Annotated in this window: 1 protein-coding gene; it reads left to right on the top strand. The window is 68.4% G+C overall.

The window, feature by feature from the left end:
- Positions 1–8 precede the first annotated feature (8 nt).
- Positions 9–13,976, top strand: a complete 13,968-nt coding sequence (locus tag ACX114_RS27260) for an RHS repeat-associated core domain-containing protein (protein ID WP_459289217.1) — start codon at positions 9–11, stop codon at positions 13,974–13,976.
- The last annotated feature ends 14 nt before the right edge of the window (positions 13,977–13,990 follow it).

The raw sequence follows: 13,990 nt of genomic DNA, 5'->3' as shown, positions 1-13,990 counted from the left end.
GCGGGGGGATGCGAGGCGTCTGGCTCTGGGGAGCCCTGGCGCTGACGGTGGTGGTGGGGTGCGGCAAGAAGCAGGAGACGCCCGCGGCCCCGGCGGCGCCCTCGGGCGCCGTCGCCCGAGCCCAGGCCCCGCTGGCCCCGGGGCTCGTCCAGGCCTGCGCGGCGGTGGAGCCGGTCTCGACGAACTCCTCGTGGCGGGGCGGCACCCTGGTGGTCGCGGGGGGCGCGCAGGGCAGCGCGCAGATCCCCGGATCCGAGGGAGAGCAGGCGCTGGTCGTCGTCCAGAACGGCGACGGCAAGGGCCAGAACGCGGTGCAGACGGCGCAGGTCTCGCTGAATGGCGCTGGCGTGCTCACGCTCGCTCCGGGCACGCCCGTCGCGGTGCGCCGCGTGGTGCTGTCTTCGCCCAATCTCCTGGAGGTGTCCGCCACCGGCGGTGGTGAGGTCCGCGCGTCGGTCGCGGCCCTGACCAACCTGCCCTGCGGGATGGTGAACGTGGTGGCGCAGGTGGGCGGCCCTCCGGCGGAGGAGCCCTCGTTCAGCCGAAAGGGCGTGGATACGCTGGCGATCCTGATGGTGGACCTCACCGGCGAGGACACCACGGCGGAAATCCTGCTCAACGGCGTGGACATGCTCGCGAACGTTCCCGCCGCTGAGCGGCGGACGTTCGCCGCGCTCGTCCCCCTGATGGAGCAGGGAAACTCCCTGAAGGTGACGGTGCAGGGAAGCAGCGGTGGCAGCGCGCGAGCCGCGCTGTTCGACGCGGATGCCATGCCTCCCTTGTTGACGCTGAGTGAGCCGGAACCGGGGTCATACTTCACGACGTCGCCGGTGTACTTCTCCGGCAGGTTCGGCGTGGACACGAAGGGGGTCCTCATCAATGGCCAGACGGCGACGCTCGTCGGCCATGACGGTTTCCGTACCGCGGTCCCCCTCGAAGAGGGCATCAACGCCGTCACCACGGTGATCGCGGACAGCTGCGGGAACACCGCCCGTCAGTGCATCCCCGTGGTGCTGGACAGCGCATCCCCGGTGATCGCGATCAGCGGTGTCACCGAAGGGCTCGTGACCGAGGACCCGGTGACGCCGACCTTCAGCGTGACCGGAGGCGACGCTCCCGTGGTCGTCAGCGCGACCTTGAACGGAGCGAGCTTCCAGAGTGGAACCGAGGTCTCCCTGCACGGCGATTACGAGCTGCGCGTCAGGGCGGAGGACGCCCAGGGCCGCGTCGCCAATCAGCGGATCCGCTTCGCCGTCCTGATCGACCCTCCCACCGTCGTCGTCACCGGCGTGACGGACGGGCAGGTGTACCCCGGACCGGTGAACATCTCCGTGGCGGTCACGAGCTCCCACGTGGACCTGTTCCAGGTCACCTTGAACAACGAGTCGTTCCCCAATGGCGTGGTCTCGGCACCTGGCGACTACACGCTGTCCATCCTCGTCCGTGACCCCCTCTACCACTACACGGTCAAACTGGTCCGCTTCGCCATCAACCCGCCCCCGGTGTTGACCCTGGTGTCGCCGCTGGCGGACTCCGTGACGAGTCAAGGCCAGGTCGAACTGGTCGTCCATGCCACGGACAACGGTTCCGTGACGGCGGTGAAGCTGGGGGAGACGTCCTTCGTGCTCGGGGAGGACGGAAACCACCGCCTCACCGTGCCGCTGTCGGAGAACAGCAACGTCCTGCAGGTGGTGGCCTACGACGACAAGGGCAGTACCACCACGCTCACGGTGCATCTCGTGCGGGACTCCTTGGAACCCATCCTTGACGTGCTCAGCCCGGTGGACGACGCCACCGTCAGCACGGAAGAGGTCACCGTCTCGGGAACGGTGCAGGACGCCACCCCGGTGACGTTGACGGTGAACGGCCAGCCGGTGACGCCGGATGCGCAGGGCGCGTTCTCCACGCAGGTCTCCCTCTCGAACGGCGCCAACACGGTGACCATCACCGCGACGGATGCCGCGGGGAACGTCAGGTCCATCTCGCGCTCGGTGACGCGCTTTTCGGCGCTGCCCACGCTCGTTGTGACGGATCCTCCGGATGGCTACGTCTTCACCGCGAGCAGCGTCACGGTCCGCGGCGAGGCTTCCTCTCCGAACCCCGCCCACACGCCGGTGGTGACGGTGAACGATGCGCTGGTGGTGGTCCACGAGGATGGAACGTTCGCCCATGTGCTGTCGGTGCCGGTGGGCGATCTGACCGTCCGCGTCCGGGCCACGGCGCCGGATGGCGCCAGCGTGGAGCGCACGCTCGTGCTGCACCGGCGGTCCACGGGGAGCGACGCCGGTGTTCCCCCCGGACAGGATGCGGGAACGCAGCCCTCCCAGGATGGCGGTGCGCAGGGGCCGCAGGACGGCGGGACGACGCCGGGCGACGCGGGCCTGCCCTTTGAACTGGATGCGGGCGCCCCGGAGCCCCAGCCCGCTCCCACGCTGGTGGTGACGTCGCCGGACGAGGGCGCGGTGCTGGGGGGCGCGCGCTTCGCGGTGTCAGGCCAGGTGGAGGGGGGCGAGCTTCCCCTCCAGGTCACGGTGAACGGCTTCGCCGCGGCCGTGACGGGGCGGTACTTCAATGCCTCGCTGGGGCTGTTGGAAGGCCCCCAGACGGTGACCGTCGAAGTGACGGACTCGCGGGGCCGCATGGCCTCCGCGGTGCGTCAGGTGTCCGTCGACCGGACCATGCCGTCGCTCTCCATCCAGGAGCCTTCGACCAACCCGGCGACGGTGACCCAGAGCCCCTTCGTGCTGAAGGGAACGGCCGGTGACACGAACCTGGCCCGGGTGACGGTGGATGGCGCGCCGGTGACGGTGATCGCCGGAAGCTTCGCGTGGCCGGTGTCGCTGCACGCGGGGGCGAACGCGTTTGAGATCGTGGCGGAGGACCTCGCGGGCAACCGCCGCGTGCGCACGCAGGTGCTGAACATCGCCAGCGTGCCGCCGCAGGTGACGGTGCTCTCTCCGGCGGATGGCACGGAGGCGACGTCGGACGAGATCGACGTGCGCGTGCGGGTGACCGGTGGGACGGCCCCCCTGACGGTGGAGATCGGCTCGCTCACCGCCACGAAGGAGTCCGAGGAGATCTACACGCAGAAGGTGACGCTGGCCCTGGGGGCGAACACCCTCGGGGTGCGCGCGACGGACGCCAACGGTCTGACGGGCACCGCGAGCGTCGGCGTCCGCTACCGCGACGTGGAGCATGAGCCGCTGGCGGTGACGGGCGTCTCGCCCGCTTCGGGGACCCCGGGGGTGGAGACGGATTCGCTCGTGAGCGTGTCCTTCAACAAGCCCGTGGACGCGGCCACGGTCGCCAGCCACTTCGAGGTGCTCGCCCGGGGCTCGAAGCTGGAGGGCGGGTACTCGGTGGCGCCCGGGGGCCAGACGGTGACCTTCGTCGCGCGGGACGCCCTGCCGGCGGGGGAGCGGATCCAGGTTCGCGTCCAGGGGGCGAAGGCCGCCCAGGGACCGGATCAGTCCTCGGCGTTCGCCAGTGAGTTCACCGTCCGCCGTCCGCTGACGGTGGTGCGTGGCGTGGTTCTGGACGAGCGGCAGTTCCCCCTGTCCGGTGTGAAGGTGGAGGTGGAAGGCCAGGCGGGGCGGTCCACGCGCACGGGGCCGGATGGCAACTGGGCGTTGATCGGCGTGAGCGGTGGTCAGCAGGTGGTGATGCGCTACGAGGGCGGGGCCACGTCGGATGGCCGGTCGTTGCCCACGGTGCGCCGGCAGCTCTTCGTGACGGCCGAGCAGGAGACGCAGGACCGGCCGCTGATGCTCTTCCCGGTGGATGGTGCATCGGCGCAACCGGTGAGCGGCGCGACCGGTGGAACCCTGAGCTTCAACGGCGCGCAGGACGCGCTGCGCATGCTCGTCCCCGCTGGCGGCCTGTCCTTCGCGGGAGGCTCGACGGAGGGCATCCTCACGGTGACGGAGCTGCCGCCGCACGGCCGGCCCGTGCCCATGGAGGACCGCGCGGGAGTCGCGGCCCTGTGGCAGCTGGGCCCCGAGCGCGTGCAGTTCCTCAAGCCAGTGACGCTGACCCTGCCCAACCGGACGAAGCTCGCGACCGGGCGCATGGTGGTGCTCGTCGCGTTCGACGACCGGCGCCTGGCGCTCAAGCGCGTGGGCTTCGCCCATGTGGTGAGTGAGACGGCCATCGAATCGGACGGGCCGGTGGCCTCCGCGTCGTTCGAATACTTCGGCTACATGGAGATCACCCCCGCGCAGCAGTCCCAGGTGGAGGCCGCGCTGGCCCAGGCGGGGAGCACGACGGGGAGTGGCACGACGGGCGGCGGTACGACGGGCGGCGCGACGGATGGCGGTCTGGGGCTGAACCTGCCGCGCCGGGAGCGGCCCTCGCTCTGGAAGGAGGTGGCCAGCTACATCCTGTCGACGGCGCATGCCCAGGGATTGCTGAGCATCGTGCCGCTGGGCCTGAGCGCGATGGATTCCTTCCCGGGGGGCACGGCCCACGCCTGGGGCGTGGTGCGCGCGCCGGCCGAGGATGAGACGCGCCTGGAGCTTAAGGCGCCCGAGGGAAAGACGCTGGGCCAGCCCGTGGAGGTGGACCTGCCGTACACGCAGGGCATCGGCTTCGTCGCCCGCCATGAGGCGAACAGCGCCCTTTCGGCCCCGGGAGGCGAAACGGTCACCGCGGTCCTGTCGGGCGTTTCCCCGGACGGCACGCCGCTGGCGCCGGGCGCGGGCGAGAGCTGGACGGTCGAACACGCCAACGAGGCGACGCTCACCACGTCGGTGACGCTGGCGCCCGGCACGACGACGCTCGTCCTGACCGGAGCGACGCGGTTCGACACGCGGGCCATCGAACTGAAGGCCACGCTGACGCCGCTGCCGGCGGATGGCGGCGTGCCGAAGCGCGCGACCCTGGTCCTTCAGCGCTCGGAGGTGAGCTCCGAGGGCGAGGAGGATCCGCTGCATGGCGCGGCGCGCTTCCAGGGCGTTCGCGTGGACATCACCAGCTCGGTCGACACCGCCGCGATGACGGGCGAGTCCGGCAAGTACAGCACGCTCGTGCAGGTGCCCGCGCCCAACACGCAGAGCATCGCCTGCGCGGACATTCCGCTGGGGCCCCGGTTCGTGGCGCGGCTGGATGCGGAGGGCAACACGCGCTTTGACAGCGTGGACAGCTCGTTCTCCTCGTGCTCGCCCATGTTCTGGCTGTATCCGGGCGCTACGACCCGCGCGGACGTGCTGGTGGACGTGCGACTGCTGCACGGCGCCATCACCTTCAAGCAGAAGAACGGACAGTCGCTCCCGGCGGTCTGCCCGGGCGTGTCGCAGACGCAGCGCGACCCGCGGACGGGCGAGGTGCGTCAGCTCTCCGAGGCCGATGTCGCCACGACGGAGGTCCATTTCTTCCGCGAAGGAGACCTGGAGCACCCGCTGGCGCGCTACGCGGTGACGCGGCCGTCGGTCGCGGAGTGCCCGGATGCCGCGAATCCGCCGCGTGCCCCCCAGGGGCGGTACTCCCGGCTGCGGCTGGGGCCGACGAACAACGTCTCCCGGGCCACGCGGACCCGGTGCGAGCAACTGCTGGCGGAAGGGCCGAAGACGGTCGAGGAGCGCCTGTTCCTGAAGAACGAGTGCACCGACAGCAACAGCGCCTTCCTGCGGTTGTCGGCGGGGGACCGGCTGGTGGTCTTCGCCATCAACCACGCCACGGGCTACTCCGGCATGGCGACGGTGACGGTGCCGGAGATCAACCGCAATGCCCGCGTGGACGGGAAGTGCGCGGCGGACGCGAACGGTCCGCTGCTGATCCAGGAGGGCGAGAACACCGTCCCCATCTCCCATTGCACGCAGCAGGAGCTGGGCATCCCGGGCGACGTGGACCTGTACCCGCCGGAGATTGACGTCCGGGTGCAGCGGCGCGCCCAGGACGACGGCGTGGCGCAGGCGGCGAAGAAGCACCTCATCCGCACGGGCGGCGCCGGGACGACGCGCGACGACTACGTGCAGGTGGTGACCCGGTGGCGGGTGCGCCGGCAGCGGCAACTGGCGGCGGAGCCGGGGACCGGAATGGCCGATGGAGGCGTCGCCCAGGGTGATTGCGTGCGGGGCCTCCACGCGGATGGCGGCTCGTGCGCGCCGGGGCTGTTGACGGACGACGACGCGGACGCGGGCGTGCCGCTGGAGATGTACTGCTCTGAGCTGCCGCAGGGGGCCTCGCCCCTCCAGGCCGCCTCATGCCTCCAGGACGACCAGGAGCTGGCGGACGTGCCGACGGGCGTGCCGCCGCTGGCGGGGCAGATCGTCCGGGTGACGGGCAGCGCGGTGGAGCAGCCCGCGGTGACGACGTTCTCGGTGGCGCCGGGGCAGCACACGGTGCACGTGGACGCGGCGATGCGGCGGCTCAACGCGGATGGCAAGACGGAGACCGTCAACAGCCTGCTGACCGCGAACTACTACCTGCACGTCGTGGGCAGCCGGCTGCTCGAGCGCGATCAGGATGGCGACGGCTGGGTGAGCCGTGCCGAGGACGTGGCGAAGCCGCCGCACTTCGAGGAGCAGCTGCCGCTGGGGACCAACCCGCCAGGCCTGCCCGCGCAGGCCATCGTGCTGAAGAACGTCTTCAAGCGTTACGACGCGAAGGGCGTGCTCTCCGACCAGTACGACGTCGCGCGTGAGCACGAGTTCCGCATCCTCGATTTGAAGCCGACGAAGCTGGAGGCCACGGGCGACGGCACCACGCGCGACCTGATGGACCCGCCGCCGGGGACCGAACCGGCCGCGGCGGAGCGCGACCTGGCGTACGACTTCCTGGCCCAGTTGCTGGCGCCCTCGGACCCGGGGCGTGCGGGCACGCTCAGCGGGGACTACCGGGTGCGCCTGGGCAGTGATGCGTTCGGCATCGACTGCCCGCTGAAGGTGAACGCGCAGGCGCACACGCTCGTGGCGAACTGCGGCGGCGAGTACCTCGCGGAGGTCCTCAGCGCGAGCGACATCCTCTACCTGGAGCTGTACCTCAGCGGGAACGCGGAGAACGTCCTCTACCGCTTCAACCTGTACGGGCTCGCGTCGCGCAAGGACGTGCTGGCGGCGTCGACGGAGCACCTGGCGGAAGCCGCCGTGATGAAGGATGCCGCGGATGGCACGGCGGCCATTGGCCGTCAGGTGGGCCGTCCGGCGATGAGCACCTTCTTCGTGGAGCCGGACCAGCTTGGCGCTGGTGTGGTGAAGCTGTGCTCGTCGAAGGAATGCGAGCCGTCGAAGGGGGACCTCCTCAAGGAGGCGCTGCTCGCGGTCGGGCCGGACGGGAAGCTCGTGGTGACGGACACGAAGCGGGGCCGCGTGCGCGAGCAGCTGCAGTTGTTGCCGCAGCCCTCCGCGTCAGGGGCGCGGCGCTTCCAGCTCGCACTGCCCTCGGACCTGTCGAGCATGCCGGGCAACGAGCTGGGGGCCAGGCCGGTGTACCTGGTGACGGAGTCCGCGGCGTCGCTCGCGGCGGGCGAGCGCACGGTGACGGCGCTGGGCAAGCCGGAAGGTACCTACAACGCGGCGAACGCACGGGCGGTGGGGCAGTCGTCGGTGTCCGGCATCAGCTCGTCGGACGGGCACCTGTCCTTCTCGCACGAGGACTTCTCCGTGCCGTTCCTGGGCGGGGCGTTCGGATTCTCCCGGACGTACAACAACCAGGACAACGAATACGCGCCGCTGGGCATTGGCTGGCATCACAACTTCGAGGGCTACGTCCGCGAGGAGCGCTTCGGCCGCTACGTGGCGGTGGTGAACGGCCAGGCCTACAGCTTCCCGGGCTGCAAGACGCCGCCCGAGAACCCGTCCGAGGGACAGCCCGATCTGCGAGGCAACGCAAGCGACTGCACGACGGACAACACGCACGGCTTCACGCTGTCCGTGACGGCGCCGGTGAACATGTCCGGAGGCGACGAGGTCACCCTCAAGACGCCCCGGGGTGAGACGTTCGAATTCAACCGGCGGGCGATGGGGGCCACGGACGAGGGCAAACGCCGCTGGCTGCTCACGCGCTTCGGTGACTCGCACGCCCGGGACGAGGACAAGGGCTGGACGAAGCTCGATTACCTGCCGTCGTCGGACCTGGTGTCGTCCGTGACGCGGAAGGGTGAAACGGCCCAGGTGCAACTGGGCTTCGGCTACGAAGCCGTGGACCTGCAGGCGCCGGGCGTGTCGCCGCTGTTGCGGCTGGCGGTGCGCAGCCAGGGCTTCCAGTGGCTGAAGTCGGTGACGCTGACCGGAGGCGCGGGAGGCAGCTACACGTCGACGTTCACGCGAGATGGCGGGGGCAACCTCACGCGCGTGGTGCGCACGCCGGGCGTGCCGTTCCTCATCTACGCCTACGAATACGAGCCCGTGCCCCAGACGTTGGGCGCCACGGCGCGCTTCGCGGCGCTCAATGAGTTGTCGGTGGCGCGCCGGATCCACGGGGACGCCGCGGAGGCGGTGGGCCCGGTGCAGTACGCGGCCCGGTATTTCCGGCAGTCGCCCGGGGTGCCGCACCCGCACGTCTCGAAGCAGGAGGTCGTGTCGGCGGTGCAGGAAACCGGGATGGCCGGGACGCTGTCGATGTCCTACGGCGACAAGGGCCAGCGCACCGTCACGCGGCCGGACGCGGTGCAGGTGCAACTGCAACTCAACACGTCCAACAACCTGTCCAGCAGCCAGACACCGCTGGCGCAGACGAAGCAGCAGTGGCCGAGCGATACGAAGGGCCAGCCCGTGGTGGTGGACCGGACGGAGTCACCCGCCGGGCGGGTGATGAACATGACGTCCAACACGAGTCTGCAATTGACGGACGCGGTGTTGACGAAGGGGCCGGAGGGCAGCCTGCCCGTGGCGGGCCTAGGTGCGGACCGGAAGCTCGTGCACTACGACCTGGATCCGCGCTTCGGGCTGCCGACGACGTCGACAGTGAAGGTGGGGGGAGGCTCCGCGACCATCTCCAGTCCGCGCAACGCGGCGGGCGACCTGCTGGGGCTGACGTTGGCGAACGTTGAGGGCTCGAAGCCTGTGTTCCAGGCGCAGGAGTACGATCCGGACGGCCTGCTCAAGAGCTTCACGGATGCGCAGGGCCGGACGGTGAGCAACCAGGACTTCAATGGTCTGGGACAGGCGAAGACGACGGTGACGTCGCTGGAGGGGGCCACGGGGCTGGGCACCCTGACGCGGACGCTGACGTTCGACGCCTATGGCCGGGTGCTGCGCTCCGAGGAGACGGAGACGGGCGCCTACGAAGCGTGGACGTACGACGGGCTGGGCCGGGTGCTGACCCTGGAGCGCTCCGGGACGCCCACGGAGAACTGGACGTACACGTACACGGAGACGGAGTCGCCGGAAGGCAAGCTGGTCCTGACGGTGACGGAGACGCTGGCTCAGGCGGATACCCAGAACGGTGGCACGACGTCCGCCCACCTGCGCGTGACGACGTACGAGGATGGGCTGTTGATGAGCGAGTCCGTGCGCGTGGGTGACCCGGCGCGGATGGCGACGACGACCTACGCGTATGTCAATGGCCGGCTGCACAGCACCACGGATGCGACGGGCCACGTGCACGTCAACGAATACGACCTCGCGGGCCGCCTGGAGCGCGTCAAGGTCGATGGCCTCACGTCGACGGAATACCAGTTGGACGCGGAAGGGCGTCCCCTGATCATCTGGGATGCGCTGAAGCGTCAGACGACGATCCAGTACGACGAGGCGGGCCGCGCCGTATCGTGGGACTACGGGGATGGCGACACGGAATCCGTGACGCTGGATCCGCAGGGCAATCCCGTGCGCCGGGTGCTGGGCAGCGCCGGGAACCACGCGTTGGTGTTGTCGCAACTGGACGCGATGGGCCGGCCGCGGAACACGGACAGCGAGCGGGCGGATGGCGCGGTGCACGAGGTGCGCCTGTATGACCATGCCGGCCGGCCGACGCGCGTCGAGGATGCGGAGCTGGGGCTCGTGGAGGAGATGGAGTACTCGGACGTGCTGGGCCGGCTGACCCGCACGACGCGCACCGTGGGGACGTCCAATGCCCGGACGCTGACGCTCGTGGAGACACGGACGTACGACGATGCGCAGCACCTGGTGACGGTGTCGCGCACCATCGACACGGGAGATGGGCAGCGCACCGAAAGCCAGACACAGCTGATGGACACCGCGGGCCGGGTGCTGGAGACCCGGCGCCAAGTGGACGGAAGGCTGGCGGTGGACGTGTTCCGTTACACGGAGCGCGGCGACGTGTTCCTGCATCAGTCGCCAGAGAACGAGGTGACGCGCAGCACCTATGACGCCGCGGGCAACCTGCTGAAGGTGGAGGACCCGGAGCACTTCACCAAGACCTACGAGCGCGACAACGAAGGCCGGGTGGAGGTGGAGAAGGGGCCGCACCCGGGTTACCAGAGCACGCAGACCTACGACGGCCTGGGCCGGCCCCTGACCCGCACGGTGGCGGCCTACGGGTCGACGCCGGAGATGCAGTGGACCTACGGCTACCTGCCGGACTCGCACGAGACGGTGGAGACGGCTGTCCTCGGCGCGGAGAAGGACATCGTCACGACACGGCGGCACAACGCGCGGGGCCGCCTGGTGAAGGAGACGGTGGCAGGGGGCAATGCCAGCCGAGAGCTGACGGTCGCGTGGGAGGGACCGTGGGAGAAGTCTCGGAAGGTGGAGGAAGGCACGGACTGGACGGCGACCACGGAATACGACTCGCGGGACGACCGGGGCCGTGTGCTGGAGCAGGAGGAGTCGTGGTCCGGGGGCGGCGGCGCCTCATACCTGTACGAGACGACGACGGCCTGGGTGAAGCGCAAGGCGACGACGACGAGCGTGGACACCGCTGGCGGCAAGACCGACACGTGGACGTCCGAGACAGAAGTGGACGCTCTGGGCAACGTGGTGTCCCTGAAGCAGGGCGGGTTCACGGACGTCTGGGATTACGACGCGACGGGTGTACTGACGAAGCAGCAGAAGGCAGGACTGCCGGCGACGACCTATGCGTATGTGAATGGTCTGTTGAAGACCGAGACCTTCGACACGGAGCCGACGGTCTACACCTACGACCTTGCGGGCCGCGTGACGAAGCAGGAGCATCCGGACGGAAGGGAAACGCAGACCTTCTACAACGACCGAGGTCTGAAAGAGCTCGTCAAGTACGGCCGGTCCGAGAGCTGGGAGAAGACGGGCTATACGTACGACGCGAATGGGCAGTTCCTCACGGTGACGTACGGAGCTGAGACCCCTGACGCCCAGACGTGGACCTACTCTCGAGGCGCGCGAGGTGAGTTGCTTGGAACTCAACACCCGGACTCGGGCTCGTTTGTGTATGGGTATGACGGGCTCCTGCGGCTGACCTCGGTGACGCCGCCCGCGGGAAGCCCCACGGCGGCCCAAACCTTCGGCTACGACGCCCTGGGGCGTCAGGTTCGGAGGACGCGGGGAACGTCGTTGTGGCAGACGACGTGGATCAACGGTGTCTCCACTCAGGTGGACGCGAATCAGGACACGGTGGTGACCCTGATGGACGGCCGAGGCCGTCCGGCCCGGGCGTCCTACCAGCCAGGCCCCTCGAGCGTCGCGAACACGCAGTTGACGGCGGTGGCGCTGGCGTACACGGCGGCGGACCAGCCGTGGCTCGTGGAGGAGACGCGGGGAACGACGCCACTGGTCAATGACTATAAATACAACGCACGGCGTCTCCTGGAACGTCAAAGCCGCGGCTCGGACGCAGTGGACTTTACCTACACTGCGTCTGGGCAGCATTGGACGGTGACGTCCTCCGCGGGGACGGTGACGTATGGGTATGACTCGCGCGGGCGGATGGCTACGGCGACGGGCCCAGCGGGGGAGACGGCATTTGCGTGGGAGGCTGGAGGCGGCCGGCTGCTATCTGTCATTGGCGGAGGGCTCGCGGAGCGACGCTGCTACGACGACCGGGGCCGGCTGAGCGCGGTTCGGAACGCAACCACGGACGCAGTGTGTAATGACGAAGGGGTCGCAACGGGTGTGAAGAGTCTCTTCAAATACACCTACGACGCCCGAGGCAACCGGACACACGAAGACTACTGGGATGGCGCGGGTGGACCGCCGAAGCAGACGGAGTATGGCTACGACGGAGCGGACCGGCTGACAGGTGTGAAGTACGAGAACGGCCGGTCAGTGCTGTACAAGCTGGCTCAGGATGGAACGCGGCTGGAGGAGAAGGAAACGGCCTCAGGTTACACCGGCAGCCTGACCCCGGATGGTTTTGAAAATGCGGTAGCCCAGCGTCACTGGAGTTACACGCATGATCCCCGTGGCGGCCTGGAACACATCCTCAATGAGCTGGAATCGGATCCGACTCAGCAGCGTCTGGCGACGTACGTGACGGACCCCGTGGGCCGTGTGACGTCCGAGCAGCGGGGAGTCAGCCGCAAGGACTACGGCTGGGATGCGGCAGGGCGCCTGACGAAGGTGACGGTGGTGCCCGATGTGGCAGGGGAGGGCGACAGCGTTACGTCGCAATACCAGTACGGCTGGGACGGCTTGCGCGTATCTAGGACAACAGGCTCGCAGACATCTGTGTATCAGTGGGCTGGCGGTGCGCTGGTGGAGGAGCGCCTAGCTGGACAGCCCGCGCTGCTCTACACGCAGGCCGGAGGCATGACGATTGCGGTGGGGGCCGAACGGATTGCTCATGATGGTTTGGGCAGTGCGGTGGGGCGCTACTCGGCGACAGGTGAGGGTTCCAAGCACCGGTATGCTGCCTGGGGTGCCTATCGCGACAACACTGCACCCACATCGACACAAGCCAGCCTCGGATATACGGGCCACGCGTGGGATGCGGAAGCGGGACTGACGTACGCTCAACAGCGCTGGTACAGCTCAGAGACGGGCCGCTTTCTTTCTGAGGACATGTTGGGTGCAGAGGCATACCTTAGGAGGCCGCAGGGCTTGATGCCGTGGTTGTATGCCAATGGAAACCCGACGCGTTTCGTGGATCCGGATGGTCGCCAGTCTGGCGAATTCGGGGGACAGTTTGGCCCGCAGCTTCAGCTTCCGTCGCCGGATGACCTGATCAATCAAGGTTTCGTTTGGTGGTTCCAGATATGGGGAGGTGGTCAGCAGACAGTTAATGGCGCAGGCCGCGTCGATTGGACCCCGCCAAAAGATGGCGTGGGAGGGGCTTTTGGGGGCGTTTATCGTACTATTTCTCTCCGGCTGATCCCCATGGAGTCGAACGCATCTCCGCTCAGTGTCAAAGGAGCTGAGATTGGCGCGTCCCAGGTCCCGTTCCTGGATTCGACTCAACGGCTGGTTACGGGCACGACGGTTGCGGGCAATGAAGCAAGCAGGGTGGAAGCTGCGCTTCAACTTGCGCTTGAGGTCGCCCCGCCCGCGCTAGAGAACGCAAGTGCTCTTCGCTCAGTTGCTAATGATTGGCGCAGGAAGGTCGCGGCATTTCAAGAAAGTTCGCAGTACTGGAGGATGCAGCAAGGGCATATAGATCTGAAGTTTTCGCCTGGCGGGGGGGCAACAGGCTCAAGAGTGCGCGTCGCAGTCAGGCGTGCGAAGGGAGATGGGAAAACTGAAGTGCTAGTTGAAACTCCGCCGATCAGGCCTGCTCGGGAGCAGCCTAGGGGGGGAGGAGGTATTGTGTTGAAGGATGGCGAAGGTGCTACGGCTGCCGAGATGGCCGCTAGTCGAGGTGGGCCAACGGCCTCGATGCGGGGCTCGGATCAGGAAGCCGCGCGTGCCCGAGAACTCGATGCGGTGGATGCGGCGGCTGGTCCTGGAGGGTCAGAGTACCCATGCTGGCGATGTGGTCACAAATCCAAGAACCCGGACGACATGCATCTTGGGCATAGGAATGTGCCCACTTCGAAGGGAGGGAATCTGGACGAGGTTAATACATGCCTTGAAGGTGCGGCGTGTAATCTGTCTGCAAATAATCGAGGTGAAGTTTCGCCTGGGATGTCCTGCTCGGAGCGCGGAAGTTGTGGCGCTCCTTATGGGCGTTGAGGTATTGTCTGCGT

The sequence above is a fragment of the Corallococcus sp. M7 genome (genome assembly GCF_054512695.1).
Note: the sequence above shows the minus strand (reverse complement) of the source record. Positions and strands in the feature narration are given on the sequence as shown.

Bases quoted from the DNA above. Each gene is read 5' to 3' on its own strand.
- ACX114_RS27260 (WP_459289217.1), top strand. From the start codon at position 9: ATGCGAGGCGTCTGGCTCTGGGGAGCCCTGGCGCTGACGGTGGTGGTG.